Origin of the sequence: Okeania sp. KiyG1 (assembly GCF_014132355.1) — a bacterium.
In the GTDB taxonomy this organism is placed as follows: Bacteria; Cyanobacteriota; Cyanobacteriia; order Cyanobacteriales; family Microcoleaceae; genus Okeania.
On the sequence record NZ_BLZO01000066.1, the window covers coordinates 1 to 21,848 of the forward strand.

The window sequence follows — 21,848 nt, forward strand, 5'->3', positions numbered from 1 at the left end:
ATTGCTACAAATAGCTAGGGTATTTCTTAGAAGTCAACCCACCCCTCGCCCCTCCCCCTCCCAACCCACCCTAACCCCGACCGTGGAGGGGGGTGAGGAGGGAAGTCAGGTAAGAATGAATGGCTTCAATCAAGTAGCGTTTAGTCCCGGACTGCTCCGCAAACCTATCGGTCGCAATGACGGAAATACCTTCTACTGAGTAAGTCCTATTCATAAAAACTTCTGACTTCTGACTTTCCTGCGGAATGCTGCGCAAACAAACTTCTGACTTCATAAAGACTTCTGACTTCATTCATTTATCCCGCGATCGCACACAATACGAAAACCAATATTGTCGTTGTGGTTGTTGCGCTTAAAGAAACTGCTGCGATACGCAGAACGGCAGTAATTAGGATCGTCGTCCCAGCAACCACCCCGCAGCGGTGAACGACTATCATCACCATTTAGCCAAAGTTTGCCATCACTAGGAGCATTTTCATAATTATCATGCCATTCATCTGCACACCATTCCAAAACATTTCCGTGCATATCGCTGAGTCCAAAAGAGTTGACGAAATCAAAATACCCTACAGGTGTGGTTTGTTCTCGATATTCTCCTTTCGGTCCTTCCCCATAAGAACCTGACAATTTCATTTCTTCATCTTCCGTCCCTCGATAATTCGCTAACTGTGTTGTAATAGTTTCTCCATAGTGAAAGGGAGTTGTGGTTCCAGCACGACAAGCATATTCCCATTCTGCTTCACTAGGCAGTCTATAATTCTTTCCGGTTAGTTTTGAGAGTCTTTCACAGAATTCTACTGCTTCATACCAATTCACATTCTCTACTGGTCTTTGCCATCTATCAATACCTTCGTATGGTTCTTTAAAATAAGAAGTGTCTGAGTTTAAATCTAAATTTACCTTCAAGTCTGTTCGAGAAGCGATCGCTCTCCATTGGTTTTGAGTAACAGGGTAACGCCCCATTAGAAACGCCGAGATAGTTACATTATGTTGGGGTCTTTCATCTCGCTACTCCCCTCTTCAGACTTTGGCGCCCCCATTGTAAAGGTTCCATTGGGAATTAATACCATTTCTAGGGGAACTTTATCAATATATTCCCTGTAACCTCGGAACCTTTTGCTTTGACGTTTGATTACAGGTTTTTCACCATAATTTATATTCTGAAAATACAAACAGGACTTACGAAAAATATCTAGTTATACACCAGCGGTATATGTAGGAGCGAATGGCATTTGCGTTCCGCAAAGCTCCGAATGGCACCCTAGCTATCTGTAGATTCCCTGCGTAAGTCCTGTGTTAGTTATTGGTTAATTTGCAGCAATAAAGTTTGAGTAGTCCAACTCGGACATCCACAACCAAAAAAGTCATAATCTTCAGTCCAAATTGCTGCAGGTAACGCTAACGCTAGAGCAACTGTTTCCCAATCATTAGGGTCTCTTGGAATACGCTGTTCTAGTTATCAGTTATCAGTTATCAGTTATCAGTTATCAGTTTTTCAGTCTTTTTTATTATGGCAAATAAAATCTTGCTAATCTCATCTGCATCAGCAATGAATACTCTCAAAGGCTTTTTCTTCAATATAGTCAGTATCTTTTAGGAGAGATAGCCAATACTTTGTTTCTTGAGTTTCTTTGTAAGCTATGGACATTTTTGACCGAAAGTCAGCTTGAGATATACCTCCATTTGCTTATGCTATATTAGCTCCAATAGATGTTCCGCTTCTCAGTAGTTGCTTAGATAATACATATTCTTTTTTTCCTCAGTCAAATATTTATAAGCTTTGACAATTCTAATAGCAAATTGGTAAGCTTTCTGATAAAGCTAATACTGTTATTTATATCCATAAGTTTAAGCGCTAATAACTGAAAAAGCTGATAACTGAAACATGGGCTGCTTCGCGATCGCCTATTGGATAATAATAACCAATAGTTTTCCCTTCATGCTCTATAGAAATCAGTTCTTTTTGAGCTAATAAAGTTTGTTTTTCTAAGTCGTTGAATTTAATGTTTTTCATAATATTTTGAGTAAATTATGTACAAGGTAAATGTTGAAAATCTTGTAGTGCGGGCCGGAATACCCGCTTCGGGGTGTACATCTTTTTTATCTTCATTACAGTACTTACGCAAATTTACCTTGAAAGCACCATATGTAGGGGCGAATGGCATTTGCGTTCCGCAAAGCTCCGAATGGCGTCCTAGCTATCTGTAGAGTCCCCGCGTAAGTTAATTATTGGTTAATTTGTAGCAATAAAGTTTGAGTTGTCCAAGTCGGACATCCACAACCAAATATGTAGGGGCGAATGGCATTCGCCCTAGCTATCTGTAGAGTCCCCGCGTAAGTTAATTATTGATTAATTTGCAGCAATAAAGTTTGAGTTGTCCAAGTCGGACATCCACAACCAAATATGTAGGGGCGAATGGCATTCGCCCTAGCTATCTGTAGAGTCCCCGCGTAAGTTAATTATTGATTAATTTGTAGCAATAAAGTTTGAGTTGTCCAAGTCGGACATCCACAACCAAATATGTAGGGGCGAATGGCATTCGCCCTAGCTATCTGTAGAGTCCCCGCGTAAGTTAATTATTGATTAATTTGTAGCAATAAAGTTTGAGTTGTCCAAGTCGGACATCCACAATCAAAAAAGTCATAATCTTCTGTCCAAATTGCTGCAGGTAAAGCCAACGCTAGAGCAACTGTTTCCCAATCATTAGGGTCTCTTGGAATACGTTTTCTTGCTTCTGTTTCAAATAATTGATAATCAGATAAAGGGACAGTGGTAATTCTATTATTAATTAGTCCTAGAGCTAGTTCTAATTGAAATTGTCCCTGTTCTGGAGTTAAGTTACCTTTATTAATTCTTATGGAAACGCGCTTTTGTAATTCGTATTCAGCTTCATTTTTCATCTTTTCAGCTAAGAATAATTCAAAGTTTGGTAAATTAATTAAATCTACTCCCCTTTTTCTCAACAGTTCAGCAACTAAGATATTTGTATCAACAACTAGACGCATGATTCCTCATCCTCGACTGCGTTCATAAACATTGATACATATTCTTCTTCTGTTAATCCTGTTTGAGCTAATATTTGCGCGTTAATTGCCTTAAGTTTTTCTGCTGCTTTATTGGCTGCTTCGTAATCGAGTTTACTACGCAACTCTGCTATTCTTTCTTCTGTTAATCCCGTGGGATGTAATGTTTTATCTATAATTCTGTCAAGTTCTTCTTTGGCTTTTTTGGCTGCTTCGCGATCGCCTATTGGATAATAATAACCAATAGTTTTCCCTTCATGTTCTATAGAAATAAGTTCTTTTTGAGCTAATAAAATTTGTTTTTCTAAGTCGTCTAAGTTAACGTTTTTCATAAGGCTTTTGGCTGTATTTTAGATTAATTAGTGTCTAGTATAGCAGTTCTTTTCTAACTTCAAACTTTTGACTTTCCTGCGGAATGCTGCGCAAACAAACTTCTGACTTCATTCACTCCCGTCAGAACATACAATACGAAAACCAATAAGGTCGTAGTGGAGGTCGCGCCTCAAAAAGATAAGGCGATACGCAGAACGGCAGATATTAGGAAGGTTGAACCAGGAACCGCCTCGCAGCACAGAATATAGTTCTTTTTTATCATTACTATCAACCCAGGTATTCCCATCAGTTGGAGCATTTTCATAATTATCATGCCAGTCATCCGCACACCATTCCCAGACATTACCGTGCATATCATATAATCCAAAGACATTAGGAGGAAATTGGTCTACAGGGATAGTTTCTTGTTTATATTCCCCTTTTTGTTCATCACCATAAGTTTCGGAGGCACGATAATTAGCAAACTCTCCTGTGATAGTTTCTCCAAAGTAAAAGGGAGTTGTGGTTCCAGCACGACAAGCATATTCCCATTCTGCTTCACTCGGCAACCTATAATTCCTCCCAGTTAGTTTTGAGAGTCTTTCACAGAATTCTACAGCTTCATACCAATTTACCTGCTCTACTGGTCTTTGCCATCTATTTATACCTTTGCATGGTTCTTTAAATTTAGATGGGTCTGGGTTTAAATCTAAATTTACTTTCAAGTCTTTTCGAGAAGCGATCGCTCTCCACTGTCCTTGAGTAACAGGATATTTCCCCATAAAGAAGGGAGGAACAGTTACATCATGTTGAGGGCGTTCATTATCTCGACTACCTTTTTCACTTTCAGAAGAACCCATAGTAAAAGTACCACCAGGAATAGCTACCATTTCTAAACCAACTTTATCTCCAAGAGTTTCGGTAAAGTAAAAGGCGGTGTGAGTAGTTCTTTTGATAATTTCTCCACGTCGGTTAACAGTAGGGGTTTGAAATTCCCACTGTTGTAATTTTTCCTCTTCATCTTCAAAAACAATAGTAGCGATATTGGCTTCAAATTCATAATTAGGAGTGGGCAACTGTGTACCCCTGCTTCCTGAATTTTCAACTTCTTCAACAAAAGCAGTATAGTCTCCCCCTAATTGCTTTAAAATATCAAATGCAATTTCAGCAAAAGGTGGCACATCTTCGCCATCGTTTCCTGGTGATTTTAACAACGCCACGAAATCTTTAATAGACTTACCAAAATGCTTTTCTACATATTGAGAAACTGCATCAAAAACCTGTTGAGAATCACTGACAGGAGCATCTTTCAATAAAATTTGCCTTATTTCTTCATCTACAAACTGATATTCAACCTGCTCTGAATTAGTATCAGGAGTAATCTCAATCATTGGCTTTAATAAACCACCTAAAAATACTTCCGCTATATGAATAGGTTGTCCTTGTGGTAAAAAACCTGCTTGAATTATGCGCACCACAGGGAGACAGATCGTTGGTGCAGCAGATAATAAACTTGCTAATTTCCTAGCAACAGGAGAAGCATTCTTCCGAAAACGATTGACTCTTTTTTCTGCATTTAATTGTTCAACTTTATTTTGGGGTAAATTTTCTGATTTAGCCTGAAATTGATTAGGTAAAACAAAACCAGAAGCTAGTGCATCTGGTTTACTCACAACCATTTGACTCCAAGCTTCTGCTAATTTTGGTTCTAGGGTTAATACAGGTATTTTAATTCCCTGTTCTAATGGCATATTTTTCCATAATAATAATTCTTTAATAATCAAATTTTGATTGCTATTTCCAGGGACTAAATTCTTAAATTGCACTGATGAACCTATTCTTAAACCTGTGCGTCGCCACATCCAATCTGGTAACATTTGCACAATTGCTAGGGGTTGATATTTTACCCATTCTCTTAAGATTGATAAAATTGAGCCATCATGCCAAAAGGGTGCAATACAATCACTTACTATTAAAATTAAACGGCGACCTGTAGTATCTATTAGTTCTTGAGGATTGGCAAAATATTGTTGTTTTCCTACTCCTAAACTGAGCAAAATTTTCTCTTGATTTTCTTCACGTTTGAGGAAATTATTCTGTTCCTCACTAATTGCTAACTGATAAGTAAGTCCGCATATTTTGACTTCTCGAAAAATACCATAATGTTTGAGTAGTTGTTTTAATTCTCTAATAGTATGTTGCCATAAAGTCATAGATTTATATTCATCAACTACTAAAACTAAATCTAACCAAGGTTCGGGTTCTGATTTTAAAATAGGAATACAAATACCGTTATTTATTGCTGTTTGTTCAACGGTTTCTATTTCATCTAAAATAGTATTTCTGCCTGAACTTACCTTTTGCATTAGAGGGCGTAAAGCTTTAGCAAATTCTAGTGGTTTAGGAATTGAGGGAGCATCAGGTATTCTTAAGGGTAAATTATGTTCGCTATATCTTTTTTGTTTGGTGTTATCTGTTGTAATATCAGGATAAATAGGGGTTGTTAGAGTTGGGATTTCATTGGATAAGATAGGTGTTATTTGTTCATTTGTTTGAAAAGATAAACTATCATCTATAGTCAATTTTTATCATCAATATTAGTTTCAGTCGTTGGCTGATTTTTAATTTGTATTAACTCCTGACGCTTTAAAGATAACCACAAAATTTCAGCAATTTCTTTTCCTGTAAATTCGAGGTCAATTCCTAAAGCTTTGATGAGTTTTTCTATTTTTTGCTGTTGATAATTATCAGGAAATTGCATAATCAGTTATCAGTTATTAGTGCTGAATGTTATACCCTTTTCATAAGGTTATAGCATAAGCCTCAATTCTTAATTCTTAAGCCCCCCTTGGAAAGGGGGGTTTGGGGGGATTTAACAAATTGGTATAAAAATGTTGGATTTTACTCCTCAATTCAACTTACTTTTTAAGTTTTATTCACTGAAACTTTTTCATAAAATTATGGCATAAGTCTGAATTTTCAAGCCATCTTTATCCCCCTGCCCCCTTGGAAAGGGGGAGCTAGAGGAAGAAATTTGATTTTTCGGGGTTTGGGGGATTTAACAAATTGGTATAAAAATGTTGGGTCTTATTCCTCAATTCAACCTACTTTTTAAGTGTTATTAGCTGAAACTTTTTTCATAAAATTATGGCATAAGTCTGAATTTTCAAGCCATCTTTATCCTCCCTGCCCCCTTGGAAAGGGGGAGCTAGAGGAAGAAATTTGATTTTTTCGGGGTTTGGGGGATTTAACAAATTGGTATAAAAATGTTGGGTCTTATTCCTCAATTCAACCTACTTTTTAAGTGTTATTAGCTGAAACTTTTTTCATAAAATTATGGCATAAGTCTGAATTTTTAAGTCCTCTTTTGAACCCTCCTGCCCCCTTGGAAAGGGGGAGCTAGAGGAAGAAATTTGATTTTTCGGGGTTTGGGGGATTTAACAAATTGGTATAAAAATGTTGGGTCTTATTCCTCAATTCAACCTACTTTTTAAGTGTTATTAGCTGAAACTTTTTTCATAAAATTATGGCATAAGTCTGAATTTTTAATACCCTATTTTTAATCCCCGCCTGCCCCCCTTGGAAAGGGGGGAGTTAGAGGAATAAATTTGATTTTTTCGGGGAGTTTGGAGGGATTTAACAAATTGGTATAAAAATGTTGGGTCTTATTCCTCAATTCAACCTACTTTTTAAGTGTTATTAGCTGAAACTTTTTTCATAAAATTATGGCATAAGTCTGAATTTTTAAGTCCCCCTTTTGAACCTCCCTGCCCCCTTGGAAAGGGGGAGCTAGAGGAAGAAATTTGATTTTTCGGGGGTTTGGGGGATTTAACAAATTGGTATAAAAATGTTGGGTCTTATTCCTCAATTCAACCTACTTTTTAAGTGTTATTAGCTGAAACTTTTTTCATAAAATTATGGCATAAGTCTGAATTTTTAAGTCCCCTTTTGAACCTCCCTGCCCCCTTGGAAAGGGGGGAGCTAGAGGAAGAAATTTGATTTTTTCGGGGGTTTGGGGGGATTTAACAAATTGGTATAAAAATGTTGGGTCTTATTCCTCAATTCAACCTACTTTTTAAGTGTTATTAGCTGAAACTTTTTTCATAAAATTATGGCATAAGTCTGAATTTTTAATACCCTATTTTTAATCCCCGCCTGCCCCCCTTGGAAAGGGGGGAGTTAGAGGAATAAATTTGATTTTTTCCGGGAGTTTGGAGGGATAAAACTATTCAAAATTTCAGCAATTTCCTTTCCTATAAATTTAAGGTCAATTCCTAAAGCTTTGATGAGTTTTTCGATTTTTTGCTGTTGATAATTATTAGGAGATTGCATAATTAGTTATCAGTTATTAGTGCTGAATGTTATAGCAATTCTTTAATCTGTGAGGTACAGATATTCGATCCCCCCTAACCCCCCTTAAAAAGGGAGGGAACTTCAAAGTCCCCCTTTTCAAGGGGGATTTAGGGGGATCGTAGGTATACCTTATTCAACAGAGAAAGGCTGTATAGCATTTTAATAAAGTTATAACATAAACAAATTAACAAATTAGTATAAAAATGCTGGATTTATCCTAACGGATAAGCTCCACTAACGTTCCTCAAGCTAACCTACTTTTAAGGAACTATTCGCTTAAACTTTTCAATAAAATTTCTTTAATAGATTCAATAGTCTTTTCATCTTTAGGACTATCTGAATGAGTCAATATATGAATTGTATTAAGTAATTGGTCTGTTGCTCTATCAAATGCTTCACCTTCTTTTTCATTAGGCAAAAATTCTTGAATTAAATTGACGATTTTATCCTGCTTTTCATTATACAAATTCTCACCAAAATGAGCCTTAACAATACTTTTTAATGCCTCTTCTTTTGGGTCTGGCATTGTTACTCTTAAACAACGCCGTTTAAATGCAGTGCAATAGATGTAGGTTGGGTTGAGGAACGAAACCCAACATTAGCAAAGTTTTGTAGGGTTTATCCTAACGGATAAGCTCCGCTAACACTGCTGTTCAATCCAACCTACTGGACTGACACAGCTAAAATGGTGCAATAGATGTAGTAGCAAAGTTTTGTTGGGTTTCACTCCGTTCAACCCAACCTACTAGAATTTATTCACTTAAACTTTTCAATAAAATTTCTTTAATAGATTCAATGGTATTTTCATCTTTAGGACTATCTGAATGAGTCAATATATGAATTGTATTAAGTAACTGGTCTGTTGCTCTATCAAATGCTTCTCCTTCTTTTTCATTAGGCAAAAAATCTTGAATTAAATTGACGATTTTATCCTGCTTTTCATTATACAAATTCTCACCAAAATGAGCTTTGATAATACTTTTTAATGCTTCTTCTTTTGGTTCTGGCATTGTTACTCTTAAACAACGTCGTTTAAATGCAGGAGGAAAATCTCTTTCTCCATTACTGGTCATTACAATAATAGGAAAGGCATAACATTTTACCTTTCCTGTTTTGAGAATTACTTTATCTTCATCTTGCGTCCAAACTGTAAATTGTTGTAGATATTCCTCTGGTCTTTCCGGATTACTTCTCCGCATTAACTCAGGAATAATAAACTCTCCTTCTTCAAAAATATTCAGTAAATCATTAGGCAAATTAATATCACTTTTATCAATTTCATCTATTAATAACACTCTGGGAAAATAAGATGGTAAAAATGCCGTTCCTAAAGCACCCAATGTAATATATTCTCCAATATATTGTTCTCTTTTCAGTTGAGCATCCTGCAATCTAGCAATAGCATCATAACGATATAATCCATCCTGTAGAGTAGACCGTGCCGTAATGGACCAAGATAATACCGTTCCTAAACCTAACTCATAAGCGATCGCATAAGCAAGAGATGTTTTCCCAGAACCTGGTTTTCCAGTTACTAATAAAGGTCTTCTTAAATAAATTGCTGCGTTAACACTATTAATCACATTTTGTGCTTCTTTTTGTTGTTGAGGAAGTCGAAAATTTCTACCTCTTTCTAATCCTTTTGTTTGTAATTGTGCTAATTTTCTTAATTCTAACCATCTTAAATCGATTCCTTTTTCATTGACTTTAATCTCTGCTTTATCCCCAAATTTACGCCAAGGAGGAGGCTCTATATTTAAGAGCTTTTGTTCAACTCCTTTCTCTCTTTTTCCATTTCCTTGAAATAAGTGCCAATGACTCATTAATTATACTCCTTTTTTTAACTAGCTATAGCAGGGAACAGGGAATAGGGAATAGTTGGAAAAATATTTCCTAGTCTGAAATTTATCATTAGTAATTGTCCTAAGCAATTCTTTCTTAGCTATAGCATTTCTCATAAAGATGAGGTACATTTACGATCCCCCTAAATCCCCCTTAAAAAGGGGGACTTTGAAACCTCTCTTTAAGCAGTTCCCCCCTTATAAAGCATAGCTTAATAAACATCTTTCTTAACATAAAACTTGACAAAATAAACAAGTTATGTATAAGCATCTCAAAGGCTTTTTTGGGAGAAAAGTGTATTGAAAAATACATTTTTTTGAGAACTGCAGACAGGATTTTTCCTCCCCATCCCCCCATCTCCCCATCTCCCCATCCCCTCATTTACAGGGTTTCAGGAGTTCCTTATAAGGGATAGCTTATTAAGGGGGGTTAGGGGGGGTCTAAAACTGTATCTCACCAATTTGAGAAACGCTATATATCAGCTTTTATAATTCTGAATAAAAATCCCCGGTTCTTAAAAAATCTGCTGATTACTGATTGCTGAATGCTGAGTGCTTCTTTAATTTTATCCAAAAGTAAAAGCATCATCTTCTTCCTCTTTAAATCTAGATAAAACTCGGTAAGGATTATCGCATAAAAATCCTAAACCATGTCCTAAAGAATTAGAATTTTCAGGAGCAGGATTATAAGCTTCTCCTCGTAGTTTTGCGATGTAAGATAAGAGATGATTAAAATTTTTAATATCTTTTGATGTTAAAAGTTGAATAAAATCTTCTTTTAAATTCTTAGTATGATTATTTTTGTTTATTCTCCACAATGCGAGGGGAATACCCGCCATATTTATTGCCCATATTATATCAGTGATAATTTTTAGGTCATTTTTATTCTTATCTAAAGGAAAAATTAGATTAATTCCAATTTTTCTGTTATTTCTTAAACGTTGCTCTAACTCTTGACATTCTTCATTACAGTAAGAGTAATGTTCAAATTGGTTTTTACTAATTCTGACGTGAAAAGATATTCAGCTTGAAAATTTTTCTTAAGTTCAATCCAATTATTTTCTAATCTATTTGAAGACTCTTGAAAATCTCGATGAATTTCCAGTCTCTCTAAAGTTCTGAAAATTAATTTATATTGACAGCCAAGCTTGACGACTTTTCCACCAGCATCAAAAGGTATAGTTTCCATCTTATATAGAAGAAATTTCGTGGGCAAAAATAATTCAATAATAATTGGTTGTATCTTGAGATTTTGAGTTGGATTTCGATTTCGATAATGTTTCAGCGTTATATAACTACTATTAATAAATTGTTTAACATAATATCCTATTTTTTTTAAGCTCTTGGCACACTTAACGCCTTGTTTTTGCTCATCAATATAAATAGATTCTTGTTTCAGAATAGTCTCACTATCATTTTCTTGAATAACTAATTCTCCTTGTAATAGTAAATCAGAGCCATTATTTTCCAAACTGACTAACAAATAAGGCTGAACTATTTTTGTTTCCACAAATTCTGATGGAGTTAGATTCTCTTGTTGAGATTCTAGTTTAATGTTCAGTTGATTGGCTATATCAAGAGCCAATTGTTTTAAATCATTACAAACAGCATCATTTATATCCTTCATTCTACTCAAAGAATCAACAAACTCTAAAATAGCAGGAATTTCCCTTGAACTTTGTTCTCGTTTTTTGATTAAATTCTCTTTGAGAATAGGTGGAATTTTATCAAAATTATTTGATTTTTTGAGTTCTATTAATCTCGAATCAATTTCGACAATTTCTGATTTGAAGCTTTGCTGACAAGCAATTTCTAAAGAACCTGGAGAAATCCCAGATAGTAATTGACATAATTCTTCCCATTGTGCTTTGCTAATGGAAAAAAGTCGATAAGTTATGTCCTTAATTAGGGAATTACCAGGATTTTTATCATAAGCTCCCCAAACTAAATCTAATAGTCTATTTCTACTTTCAGCCCATTCAATTAATTCAAAAATCACAGTTTCAAGATTGGTTTCTTGAACAATTTCTGCAAGATTTATTCCTAGCTTGAATCTCACCATAATTTTGAGGCTATCATAGTTTCGATAGCCATCTAGTAAAGCTTCAAACAGATCGTTTATTTCAGGTTGAGATAACTTCATTATTGTGCTGATTCAATTAACTCAATTTACGTTATTCTAAAGGAATCAGAGGAATAACCACTGTATAAAGCACCATCAAAATTGAACCATAAATAGGCTCATACCAACTAATAGAAATAAACGGCCTTCCACCAATAGCGATCGCCCAAACAATAAATGCACCTACTGAAATTATCGCTTGTTTTACTGTAGGTTTCTTTTTTGACTCTGCTGGTAATAAACGAATATAAGCAAAAGTTAACAATAAACAAATGATAAATATTCCCCATAAAATACCGTCTTGAGGAATATTATTATTTCCTTCTACCATCGTTTTAATAGTAATCCATACCCCCACTATTTCTGAGGGAATATATTTCATTACCTTGTCTAAATAACTATCTACACCAGATTTTTGCCCTGATGCTTGTAATTCAGTTTCAATAATACGACGACTCATATTTTTCAGGAATTTAATAAATAAAATTTAGTTAAGTTTGTAAACATTCAGCTATTAGCTTTCAGCTCTCAGCAAGAATACCATTTCTCAAAATTTTTTCTACATTTTGTTGAGCAGGGGACCCACCCCTAACCCCTCCCAGGAGGGGAAATAGGGGAGTGGGTAGGGACGTTGCATGCAACATCCGTACAGAGAGAAGTAAAAAGTAAGAATAATTAGGGTTTGCTGATTAAATATCAAAGCATTGACTAATATTGGTTTTAGGCAATTTATGTCTATTAAAAGTATGAGCTTTTCAGCAAGCTATTGTTAAAAAAGTGAGGATTTTAGGGAAGCAAAAGCCGAAAAATCACTCTTACTATTTTTTTTGCCACTGACTCTGTGATTCCCATTTCTTCTACCTCCTAACTACTCCCTACTCCCTACCCCTACCCCAGCGAAAAGACTTTTTCAGCAAACCCTAATTAATATTAATTGGGCTATTTTTAGCAAAAAGGTGATTTTATCTATTTTGATTAATTAATCACTGAAGTATTACCCAAGTATAACGTTACTTTTAGGAATTGGTATAATACTCTCCCCTTAAGGGCAGTGTTTAAAAGCTTTTATAAAACACCAAAAATCAGAGCTGATAGCTAACTGCTGAATGCTAAATGCTTACTTAAATTTAATTGATTTTTGAGCTAAATCATAATAAATAGAACTAAACAAAATGCCTTCACGAATAGTGCCAAAAGATTTAGAACGTTGGGCATGATGTAAAGCCACTAATTCACCATTTTCATTAAAACAGGGTGAACCACTAGAGCCTCCTGTTGTTTTATTAATATACTGAACTAATCCACTATTAGGATAAATTCCAGTAATCCCATCACAAGTAATAGAAAGTTTCATTGATTCTCCATTAGGGTGTTGTAGGATATTAATACTATCAGTTTCAGAGAGGGAAATATTTGTCTCCCACTGAGCAGGTTTAATCGTTGTATCATCGGAATTTAAAGTTTGAATAAAAGCCTCTTCAAGTTGTAGTAAAATATAGTCTAATTCTGCTACAGGACTAGAGGCAATAATCGGATTTTCAGAGTCCAATAAAAACGATTTTGATTGTGTTTCTCTACCATCATTTAAACTGAAACAACCAAAATTAAGACGAACATTCTTGGTATTTAACTCTGGATTATCCTTGTCATTCAGTTTCAGAACATGATAATTAGTCAAAACATATTTAGAAGCAATTAATACTCCTGTCGCCGTAATATTTAAACTTGGTAAATCAACTCTACACACTGATTTAGCCTGTTCAATAATTCTCTGCAAAAATCCTACATCATACCAATCTGGTTGTTTTTTAAAGAACCTTTGTAACTCAATTTCGTCCGTTTTGCTTCGCCAATCAATATTCGGACCAAAATCTTTGGGAGTAACATCAGAATCTACAATTTTCCTTTGCTTAAAATTTTTAAAGACAGTTTCATAGAACTTTTTCAACTCTGGGTTATCAGGATTTTGTTCATAAGCTCCCAGTATTAAACGCTCTAATTTTCCCCTAGCTTCTGCTGAGTCAATCAAATTAAAAACAACTGTTTCTAAATCACCTCTCCCGGCAAATCTCTCTAAATTTTCTCCCAACTTAAATTTAACCATTCTTTGAAGTTTGTTATAGTCTCTATAAGCATCTAATAAAGCTTCAAAAAGTTTTTCGATTTCAGAGTTTGATAATGGCATACTTATCGTAGTTTTCATGATTCATAGAGTACAGAGATTTTGGTTTAAAGGCAGTTATGCTGAAGGCAGAAGTAGTCAACATCAGGGGGCGGGTTCACCAGGTCCTGGGTAAAACCATTAACTTAACGCGGAACCCGCCCCTACTGCGGAACCCGCCCCTACTATTGCACCATTTTAGGTGTGCCACTCCACTACAAATTTTGCTGATTATTCATAACATTCTTTTTCCAAAACGAAATATTAATAATCAAACTTCTTAGTTCTTAACTTCTGACTTTTGAATTGTGAATTCTTAACTTCTGAACTTTTGAATTCTTCCTTCTTAACTTTTGACTTTTGACTTTTGAATTGTGAATTCTTAATTTTTGACTTTTGACTTTTGAATTGTGAATTCTTAATTTTTGACTTTTGACTTTTGAATTGTGAATTAGAAATTTTTGACTTTTGACTTTTGACTTTTGAATTAGAAATTTTTGACTTTTGACTTTTGAATTAGAAATTTTTGACTTTTGAATTCTGACTTATTGAAGCGATCGCCACTCCAATTAATAATAAAATTGCACCAAAAAAAACCATTACAGAAGGCATTTCATCGAACAATAAATAACCTAAAAAACTAGCTCCAACAGGTTCAAATAAAATTGCCAAACTAACTAAAGTAGGAGACAACCAACGTACTGCCCACATCAAACTTGTATTCCCTACTAATTGAGGAAATAATGCCATTAATAATAAGTAAAAGTAAACTAAACCAGGATAACCAGAATAACCAATACCTAAAATTAAGGGAAGAGGCAATAATACAATTCCAGCTACAGAAAAAACTACCACAAGATAGCCACCAACACTAAACCCTTTAGTTTGAGCTTCCCGTCCTAGAAGTATATATAAACTCACTGCCAAAGCTCCCATCAGAGCCAAAAAGTTTCCCAGGAGAGGGTTAGCACCTGTAGGTTCCCCACCAATATCTGCTAAACCAATGGTTAACCCCCCAACCATAGCTATTACTATGCCAATAACCGTCTGACGAGAGAGTCTTTCCTTCAACCACCACCGCGACAACAAAGCGACCCAGATGGGATTAGTATTTACTAGACTGGTAGAGGCCGCGATCGAAGTGTAGGATAAAGAGGTAATCCAAAAAGCAAAATGGACTGCAAGGCAAACTCCTGCTGCTACTGCATAGGGTATTGCTCCCGACTGGAGACTCTGCCACTGAATTTTCGACCATGCGGGTACTAATAATAAAGCAGCGATCGTCACCCGCGAGGCAGCTATTACCAAACTAAACCCTACCCCATTCATGTCAGCAGAGAGACTTGTCAACCTGATTAATACTGCACCTGTAGATATTGCTAAAATACCGATAGTTAAAACTAATACAATTAGCCAGTTAGAAGGTTTCATAAGAAAATAAAAAATGCTATAATTGAGTTTAACCAATTATTAGTTAAATATGCTAAAGCTAACTATTATAGTTTTAATTATTCTCATAGGTTCTGCTCTTTGTTCTGCTACTGAAACAGCTTTACTTTCGGTTTCTCCCATTAAAGTACAACAGTTAGCACAGTCTAAAAAACCAGCAGCATTAGCACTGTGGGGAATTAGGAAAAAAATTAATCGCCCAATTGCTACTGTTGTGATTATTAATAACATTTTTAATATAGTTGGTAGTATTTTAATTGGTAATATTGCAGCTTCGGTTTTGGGAAATGCTTGGTTAGGAGTTTTTTCTGCAATATTAACTTTTTTGGTAATAGTTTTTGGGGAAATTATTCCTAAAACTTTAGGTGAGCGTTATGCGATGCAATTTGCCTTAACTGTGGCTTTACCTGTCCAGGGGTTAACTTTTATATTTACTCCTATAGTTTGGTTGATGGAAAAAATTACTTCTCCTTTTACTAAAGGGCAGAAATTACCCACCACTAATGAAGCAGAAATTATGTTTTTGACCAGAGTAGGATATAAGGAAGGAGTTATTGAAGGTGATGAAGCTGAAATGATTAGAAGAGTATTTCGGCTCAATGACAAAAATTCTTTTGATATTATGACGCCTCGAATAGCGACGACTTATCTCTATGCTAATGCAACTCTGGATGAGGTAAAGTCAGATATTATTGCTTCTCAACATAGCCGCATTATTGTAATTGGAGATTCTATAGATGATGTACTTGGTGTAGCGTTGAAAAATGAGTTACTTAAAGGAATTATAGAAGGAAAAGATAGTAATAAAATTTCTGATTTTATGCGAGATGTTAGATTTATTCCCGATACATTGAGAGTCGATCTATTGCTCAAAGAATTTCAGAAAAATCGTCAACATTTGATGGTAGTTTTAGATGAATATGGAGGAATGTCGGGGGTGGTGACTCTGGAAGATGTGTTGGAAGAATTAACTGGTGAAATTGTGGATGAAACCGATCAAAGTGTTGACCTACAAATTGTGGCAAGGATGAGAGGAAAAAGAAAGTTAAAAGATTAGTTTGAAGAAGGTTTTAGGTGATAGGTAGTTAGGTAGTAGGTGGTAGGTTTTAGGTGGTAGGTTTTAAGTACAGGACTTACACAAATTAACCTTTAAAACCCGATATGTAGGGACGAATGGCATTTACTAACGCAAAGATCCGCTTTATATGTTGCGGAGCAAAACGCCCTCATTTGATGAAGAAAGTTTTAGGTGGTAGGTGGTAGGTTAATTAAGGGGAAATTATCCCACTATTTTTAACAAGCTTATTTGTTTAAGTAAAATGTGTTTTAAAAGCTTAATTTTTCGTTTTGAACTCTCAAATATTATGTCTTTAAGGAGATTCTCTTTTTTACTTCCTTAATGTCAAGATAATTCTCAATGTAAAGATATAGCAGTCGCCACTATAGTTAGGAAGTCGGATAATTATGATAATACCAAATTGATAAATATTTGCTACAAATAGCTAGGATATTTCTTAGGAGTCAGGATTCAGGAGTCGTATGGGAATTCCTTTAATACAATTTTTAGGGCGTAAATTATCTTTTTTGTCAAAGGGACATTTTCTGTAAATCCTTTTTATCGCTCTTACTATTCGTAACATTCTTTTTTCAAATAGACATCTCCAGAAAAAAGGGAGTAGGGAGTAGGGAGTAGGGAGAAAGAATTGATAATTGCTGTGCGATAATTGATTTGATTTTTTATTATTGGAGATGTCTAATTGGTATAATTCATGGCGCGAGCAAGATGCTCGCACTAATTGTCAAACACCAACATGGTGGTTGCTATAATTGTTGTAAACTCTTTTTTAGTAAACTTTCCTTTTTTTCTAACAGTTGCGTTACACTATTTTCTATATAGCAGTCGATGGAAAGGTTAGGACATATCAAAAATTTAAAATTCAGACAATGCAAGCGTAAGCATTCAGCTGTCAGCTATTAGCCATCAGCTATTGCTTTTAGTTTTAGATAAAAGCTTTACTAATTTAGGCAGAATTTATACTTAAGGAGCCATGTAAGAATAAGTTGTACAAATTTTATCTGGGATAAATTGTGAAATATAGCTTCCATTAAAAAAACTGTTCAAGTTATTTTTACACGACTACTAACTATAAAAGCTGGCGCTCAACAGTCTATATTAATTAAAACCTCTTTCTTTTGCTGATAGCTGACTGCTAATAGCTGAATGCTTACATGCAAGCTTCTTCCTTCTTCCTTCTGCTATACATATAAAACTTTAATTATCCATAAAAAAAAACAATGCTACCAACAGTTTTAATTACTGGTGCTTCTCAAGGTTGTGGTAAAGCAACAGCACTTTTATTTGCTAGAAAAGGATATAACATTATCTTAGCTGCTAGAACATTAGAGAAATTAGCAGAAACAGCTAATGAAGTTAGGGCAAACGGTAGTTCTGCTTTGGCTATTCCTACTGATGTTACTGATGCTAAACAAGTAGAATATTTGGTGCAAAAAGCAATAGATTTTTATGGCAAAATCGATGTATTAGTTAATAATGCTGGTATTTGTTTGACTGGTGCAATGGAGCATACAACATTAGAAGATTTTCAACAATTAATGAATGTCAATTTTTTCGGTTATGTGAATACAATAAAAGCTTTATTACCTCATTTTTTGTCAAAAAAATCTGGCACAATTGTTAATGTTGGTTCTTTTGGTGGGAAAATGCCTTTGCCAAAAATGACCGCTTATTGTGCTAGTAAATATGCAGTTACCGGATTAAATGATACTTTACGTTTAGAATTACAGTCAAAAGGAATTAATGTTAGTTCTGTACAACCAGGGGTTATTAATAGCGATTTTATGGAAAGAGCGCAGTTTCGTGGTGGAGATAATTCGGGAGTAGAAGCTAGTCGCCAACAAATGAATTTTGCTTTAGAATCTAATTTTGTTAGTCAGCCAAAAGATATTGCTGAAGCTATCTGGAATGCGGTGAAAAATAATCAGTCTGAAGTAGTAGTAGGTCCTGCTGTTTTGGCAACAGAAACTTATCGGTTATTCCCTGGTTTAATTCAGTTTATGATGGGAAAAACTTTAGGATAATTTATGATGAAGTAGTTTAGCGATCGCTAATATATTGGCTAATAAATTGTTAGATCGAATCTGTTGGCTTATGAATAATATAACTCTTACCGTCAGTAGGAGCAAACGGCTGTTTGCCTGACAATATTTACTCTCTCAAAAACCAAAATATTAAAGTAAGCATTTCCTGCGGAATGCTGCGCAAACAGCTATTAGCAGAAGCTATCAGCAATTAGTAATGAATAATTACTTCTAAGGTTTAGTCCGGGGACTTTAAAAGTAACTTTTATTCTGTCTCAATTTACAGCGGATTCCAGGTTTATGAGGTACAGTGGAACTAAATTTTTAAATAGTTTTTAAGTATGCAATAAAGTTTTCATTCTTATTAATCAAACCTACTATAGTTACCGAATAATTAAGGTTTAAAGCCTCTCCTTTTAAGGAGAAACAAGAAAAAATTTTCCTTTGATTCAATCCTCTTCCTTTTAGGGAGAGGTAATTATCAATTATCAATTATCCATTATTGAAATGGAATAGGCTGTATCAATTATTTTTACCTAAAAATTTTGGTCTAAAGCCTCCCCTTTCAAGAGGATAAAAAAAAGAGCATATTCCTTATTTCAATCCTCCTTATTGCAGAGGTACTGATAACTGATAACTGAAATTACCTTCCCTAAAATTAATAGCTGTTAACGCAGTTCCGACCATAGGAGGCTAGCTGATAGCTGATGGCTGTTTGCGCAGCAGTCCGCAGGAAATGCTTACTAAATTTATTTCTTCAACCAACATTTAAAATGCCTAAATATCAAGATATATATCCATCCGAACCACTGATACAAAGCCTCGATTTAGTACGTCCATTGGCAGCAGATTTACTTACTCTAGAATATTTTGAAGCCGAACCTGCTTCGATGCCTATAAATAAGTACGAACAACATCATATTATTATTAATTTAAAAGACAAACCTCATAGGGTAGAAAATTGGCGTAATGGAGAACATCGAGATTTTATTTATCACAAAAATGAAATTATTGTTACTCCTGCTGGTGTAGAAAGTGGCTGGCGATGGCACATTCAAAGTAAGTGTATTATTATTACTCTCGAACCTATTAAATTTGAAAAATTTGCTCAAACAGAATTAGGAATTTTACTTTCCGAGCGGCAATTAAAAGATTTACCACAATTTTTAGATGAAGATATTACTCAGTCGGGAATCCAACTTTTAGAAGCTTTAAAATGTGAACTCGGCTCCCAAATAATGTTTGAATCTTTTGCTCGTGTATTTCTGACTAAACTAATTCTAAAATACGGCTTACAAGCAGAAGAATATGAATTTTCTAAAAGCTTCACTGCCAAACAATACAAACAAGTATTAGATTACATTGCGCTTAATTATGGCAATAATATTTTACTAGAAGATATGGCAGCAAAAGCAAGTCTTAGTCCTTCCCATTTCTCCCGTTTATTTAAACAAACTATTGGTCAAAGTCCCTATCAATTTTTAATGGCTTACCGTATCGAACAAGCAAAAAAAATGCTCGATAATCCTAATAAATTGATGGCTGATATTGCTTTTGCCTGTGGCTTTTCCGACCAAGCTCATTTCTCACGCGTGTTTAAAAAGATAGAAGGTTTAACTCCGAAACAGTATCGACAGAAGTAATGTTGATGAGTTAAATAAAACAGACAATTAGAAAGCTCTACAAAAATAAGTGAATATTTGCATATCATCCTAAATCCTAAATTAGAATAATTGATAGAAAATTTATGGGCACAAAGAAAACAAAGGAACAAATATTATCTGAATTTATTAAGGTTCATGGTGATTATTATGACTACTCCAAAGTGGAGTATGTAAACACATCAACTAAAATCAAAGTGATATGTCCTAAGCATGGATTATTTGAGATTACACCAGGTCATCATAAAAATGGTGTTGGATGTCGTAAATGCTATTTTGAGTCTCAAAAAATAACAAAAGAGGAATTTGTTAGAAGGTCGCAAAAGTACTTTGGCAATCGCTATGATTATTCTCTTTTTAAGATGCTTCCTCCTGCTGGTGAAATGGTAGAAATTTTATGTATTGAACATGGTGAAAAATTTTTACAATAACCTAGAAATCACATGAGAGGTCATACAGGATGTTCTATATGTAAATCTCTGAAATTATCAGGTTTTATTGAAGATAGAGGAACAATAAAAAGTAAAGAATAACTAACTCAAAGTTTTATTAAACGCGCTCAAGAAATTCATGGAGATACTTATGATTACAGTAAATTTGAATACATAAATTCAAGCACTAAGGGAAAAATTATATGTTCAATACATGGTGATTTTTTTCAAACTCCTAGCAACCATCTGAGAGGTAGAAAATGTCCAAAATGTTCTATAGAAAAACAGAAAGAAAACACTTTCAAAAAGTTATGTAATGAAAAAAATGTAAATTATTACAGAGCTTTAAAAAGACGAGAAGCAGGATTATCTGAAGAAAAAATATTCGCAGAAGGTTTTGTTAGAAATACTCGTGAAGTTAATCAAATAACTGTTTTTGGTGAAACTTATCCTAATTTGAAGGAAGCTATCAGGATTTTGCAACCTCCAGCTAGTAGTAGAACTATCAAAAGATGGATAAAAGAGGGAATAACACCAGAAGAAGCTTTTGAAAGAATACCTAATCCTGGATATGCTCAAGGATTAATATATTTGATAACTAATAAGATAACTGATAAAAAATATGTTGGGTTAACAGTTCAAAAATTAGAGCGTCGTTGGGAATATCATGTTCAGCAAGCAAGAGCTAATTACATAAAAAGTGATGAGTCTTTGCACGCTGCTATTAGAGAATATGGAGAAGATGCTTTTGATATTGAAGCTATTGATAAAGGCACAACAAAAAAAGATTTAGAACTTAAAGAACGTAAATGGATCGAGGAATTAAATACTTTAGTACCACATGGATATAATATATCTAAAGGAGGCGTTAGTGGTGGTTCTCATAAGAAACCTACTACGATAGATAATATCACTTTTGAAAGTGTTAAAAAAGCTGCTGAATACTTGGCAAAATCAATAAATATTTCTATCGCAGCAGCGGAAAAAAGAATTCATACAGGTAGAGTAGATATAAAAAAACCAGCAAAGCAAGGACATAGCTTAATAAAAACAAAGGCTTATAAGGCGTGGAGTAGAATAATTCATGGAGCATTAAATCCCAACTCAAAAGAATACATACCTGATATTACCATTGATGAGAGCTGGCGTGACTTCAATAATTTTTTTCGAGATGTTGGAAATCCACCTGAGCAGGATATGGCTTTTACTAGACTTGATAAAAGTAAGGGATTTTTCCCAAGCAACTGTGCATGGTTAATAAAGAGTGAAGCTAGCAAAATAAATGCTGCATATATGAAAAAAACAGGTAGACTGACTGGGAGGAAAAAGAAAAAATAATTGAATAATATCATCGGATTAAATTAGATTACGATAGTTATATTTTTAGGGTTTCTC

General features: G+C 34.6%; 20 protein-coding genes and 1 pseudogene. 6 read left to right on the plus strand and 15 right to left on the minus strand.

Translation table 11 applies throughout. From position 1 onward, the window contains the following. Positions 1-199, plus strand: a 199-nt coding sequence (locus tag SAGCYANO_RS44685; RefSeq protein ID WP_237396137.1) for a hypothetical protein, incomplete at its 5' end; no start/stop codon positions are given. An 89-nt stretch (positions 200-288) separates the two neighbouring features. On the opposite strand, the gene SAGCYANO_RS13575 is transcribed toward SAGCYANO_RS44685, so the two are convergent. The 15 genes and pseudogenes from SAGCYANO_RS13575 to SAGCYANO_RS13650 form a co-directional block, all read right to left on the minus strand. Then, positions 289-963 (minus strand): formylglycine-generating enzyme family protein, encoded by a 675-nt coding sequence (locus SAGCYANO_RS13575; RefSeq protein ID WP_307785882.1) that lies wholly within the window; start codon positions 961-963, stop codon positions 289-291. Positions 964-1,300: 337 nt separating this feature from the next. Continuing rightward, positions 1,301-1,444 carry a PIN domain-containing protein gene (locus SAGCYANO_RS50265; protein ID WP_202220611.1) on the minus strand — a complete coding sequence of 48 codons (144 nt, stop codon included), beginning with the start codon at positions 1,442-1,444 and terminating at the stop codon, positions 1,301-1,303. A 99-nt stretch (positions 1,445-1,543) separates the two neighbouring features. After that, positions 1,544-1,726: pseudogene (locus SAGCYANO_RS44690) on the minus strand (four helix bundle protein). A 129-nt stretch (positions 1,727-1,855) separates the two neighbouring features. Next, positions 1,856-2,014 carry a hypothetical protein gene (locus SAGCYANO_RS13590; RefSeq protein ID WP_202220561.1) on the minus strand — a complete coding sequence of 53 codons (159 nt, stop codon included), beginning with the start codon at positions 2,012-2,014 and terminating at the stop codon, positions 1,856-1,858. A 563-nt stretch (positions 2,015-2,577) separates the two neighbouring features. Then, complete coding sequence (locus SAGCYANO_RS13595; protein ID WP_202220562.1) at positions 2,578-3,006, minus strand: PIN domain-containing protein; 429 nt, start codon at positions 3,004-3,006, stop codon at positions 2,578-2,580. After that, a complete protein-coding gene (locus tag SAGCYANO_RS13600; protein ID WP_202220563.1) occupies positions 2,997-3,356 on the minus strand; it encodes a hypothetical protein in 360 nt (119 codons plus the stop codon). The genes SAGCYANO_RS13595 and SAGCYANO_RS13600 overlap by 10 nt, the downstream gene beginning before the upstream one ends. Positions 3,357-3,464: 108 nt before the next feature. Then, entirely contained in the window at positions 3,465-5,918 is a 2,454-nt protein-coding gene (locus tag SAGCYANO_RS44695) for a formylglycine-generating enzyme family protein (protein WP_237396138.1), read from the minus strand. Next, entirely contained in the window at positions 5,915-6,097 is a 183-nt protein-coding gene (locus tag SAGCYANO_RS13610; protein WP_202220564.1) for a hypothetical protein, read from the minus strand. The genes SAGCYANO_RS44695 and SAGCYANO_RS13610 overlap by 4 nt, the downstream gene beginning before the upstream one ends. Positions 6,098-7,957: 1,860 nt before the next feature. Continuing rightward, the gene (locus SAGCYANO_RS13620) at positions 7,958-8,215 is read right to left on the minus strand and encodes a hypothetical protein (protein WP_202220566.1); all 258 of its coding nucleotides are present in this window, start codon (positions 8,213-8,215) and stop codon (positions 7,958-7,960) included. Between the two features lie 226 nt (positions 8,216-8,441). After that, positions 8,442-9,512, minus strand: coding sequence for a MoxR family ATPase (locus SAGCYANO_RS13625; protein ID WP_202220567.1), 1,071 nt, complete (start codon positions 9,510-9,512; stop codon positions 8,442-8,444). 584 nt (positions 9,513-10,096) lie between these two features. Then, positions 10,097-10,552, minus strand: a complete 456-nt coding sequence (locus tag SAGCYANO_RS50270) for a hypothetical protein (protein ID WP_375339925.1) — start codon at positions 10,550-10,552, stop codon at positions 10,097-10,099. Next, positions 10,477-11,673, minus strand: coding sequence for an effector-associated domain EAD1-containing protein (locus tag SAGCYANO_RS13635; protein WP_202220569.1), 1,197 nt, complete (start codon positions 11,671-11,673; stop codon positions 10,477-10,479). The genes SAGCYANO_RS50270 and SAGCYANO_RS13635 overlap by 76 nt, the downstream gene beginning before the upstream one ends. Positions 11,674-11,704: 31 nt before the next feature. After that, positions 11,705-12,112, minus strand: coding sequence for a hypothetical protein (locus SAGCYANO_RS13640; RefSeq protein ID WP_202220570.1), 408 nt, complete (start codon positions 12,110-12,112; stop codon positions 11,705-11,707). Positions 12,113-12,769: 657 nt separating this feature from the next. Continuing rightward, on the minus strand, positions 12,770-13,837 hold the full coding sequence (locus SAGCYANO_RS13645; RefSeq protein WP_202220571.1) for an effector-associated domain EAD1-containing protein: 1,068 nt from the start codon (positions 13,835-13,837) through the stop codon (positions 12,770-12,772). A 492-nt stretch (positions 13,838-14,329) separates the two neighbouring features. Continuing rightward, complete coding sequence (locus SAGCYANO_RS13650; RefSeq protein WP_202220572.1) at positions 14,330-15,244, minus strand: DMT family transporter; 915 nt, start codon at positions 15,242-15,244, stop codon at positions 14,330-14,332. Between the two features lie 49 nt (positions 15,245-15,293). On the opposite strand from SAGCYANO_RS13650, the gene SAGCYANO_RS13655 reads away from it, so the two are divergent. The 5 genes from SAGCYANO_RS13655 (at position 15,294) to SAGCYANO_RS13675 (ending at position 21,791) form a co-directional block, all read left to right on the plus strand. Beyond that, positions 15,294-16,319: a hemolysin family protein gene (locus SAGCYANO_RS13655; protein WP_202220573.1), complete on the plus strand. Its 1,026-nt coding sequence runs from the start codon at positions 15,294-15,296 to the stop codon at positions 16,317-16,319. 1,238 nt (positions 16,320-17,557) lie between these two features. Continuing rightward, positions 17,558-18,361 (plus strand): SDR family oxidoreductase, encoded by an 804-nt coding sequence (locus SAGCYANO_RS13660; protein WP_202220574.1) that lies wholly within the window; start codon positions 17,558-17,560, stop codon positions 18,359-18,361. Positions 18,362-19,068: 707 nt separating this feature from the next. Further along, a complete protein-coding gene (locus SAGCYANO_RS13665; protein WP_237396139.1) occupies positions 19,069-20,004 on the plus strand; it encodes a helix-turn-helix transcriptional regulator in 936 nt (311 codons plus the stop codon). Positions 20,005-20,108: 104 nt separating this feature from the next. Beyond that, positions 20,109-20,453 (plus strand): hypothetical protein, encoded by a 345-nt coding sequence (locus SAGCYANO_RS13670; RefSeq protein ID WP_202220576.1) that lies wholly within the window; start codon positions 20,109-20,111, stop codon positions 20,451-20,453. A gap of 456 nt (positions 20,454-20,909) precedes the next feature. Continuing rightward, entirely contained in the window at positions 20,910-21,791 is an 882-nt protein-coding gene (locus tag SAGCYANO_RS13675) for a GIY-YIG nuclease family protein (RefSeq protein WP_202220577.1), read from the plus strand. The last annotated feature ends 57 nt before the right edge of the window (positions 21,792-21,848 follow it).

Bases quoted from the DNA above. Each gene is read 5' to 3' on its own strand.
- SAGCYANO_RS13645 (WP_202220571.1), bottom strand. From the start codon at position 13,837: ATGCCATTATCAAACTCTGAAATCGAAAAACTTTTTGAAGCTTTATTA.
- SAGCYANO_RS13640 (WP_202220570.1), bottom strand. From the start codon at position 12,112: ATGAGTCGTCGTATTATTGAAACTGAATTACAAGCATCAGGGCAAAAA.
- SAGCYANO_RS13665 (WP_237396139.1), top strand. From the start codon at position 19,069: ATGGCTGTTTGCGCAGCAGTCCGCAGGAAATGCTTACTAAATTTATTT.
- SAGCYANO_RS13625 (WP_202220567.1), bottom strand. From the start codon at position 9,512: ATGAGTCATTGGCACTTATTTCAAGGAAATGGAAAAAGAGAGAAAGGA.
- SAGCYANO_RS13655 (WP_202220573.1), top strand. From the start codon at position 15,294: ATGCTAAAGCTAACTATTATAGTTTTAATTATTCTCATAGGTTCTGCT.
- SAGCYANO_RS13620 (WP_202220566.1), bottom strand. From the start codon at position 8,215: ATGCCAGACCCAAAAGAAGAGGCATTAAAAAGTATTGTTAAGGCTCAT.
- SAGCYANO_RS13670 (WP_202220576.1), top strand. From the start codon at position 20,109: ATGGGCACAAAGAAAACAAAGGAACAAATATTATCTGAATTTATTAAG.
- SAGCYANO_RS13595 (WP_202220562.1), bottom strand. From the start codon at position 3,006: ATGCGTCTAGTTGTTGATACAAATATCTTAGTTGCTGAACTGTTGAGA.
- SAGCYANO_RS13635 (WP_202220569.1), bottom strand. From the start codon at position 11,673: ATGAAGTTATCTCAACCTGAAATAAACGATCTGTTTGAAGCTTTACTA.
- SAGCYANO_RS13660 (WP_202220574.1), top strand. From the start codon at position 17,558: ATGCTACCAACAGTTTTAATTACTGGTGCTTCTCAAGGTTGTGGTAAA.
- SAGCYANO_RS13600 (WP_202220563.1), bottom strand. From the start codon at position 3,356: ATGAAAAACGTTAACTTAGACGACTTAGAAAAACAAATTTTATTAGCT.
- SAGCYANO_RS13610 (WP_202220564.1), bottom strand. From the start codon at position 6,097: ATGCAATTTCCTGATAATTATCAACAGCAAAAAATAGAAAAACTCATC.
- SAGCYANO_RS13575 (WP_307785882.1), bottom strand. From the start codon at position 963: ATGGGGCGTTACCCTGTTACTCAAAACCAATGGAGAGCGATCGCTTCT.
- SAGCYANO_RS13650 (WP_202220572.1), bottom strand. From the start codon at position 15,244: ATGAAACCTTCTAACTGGCTAATTGTATTAGTTTTAACTATCGGTATT.
- SAGCYANO_RS13590 (WP_202220561.1), bottom strand. From the start codon at position 2,014: ATGAAAAACATTAAATTCAACGACTTAGAAAAACAAACTTTATTAGCT.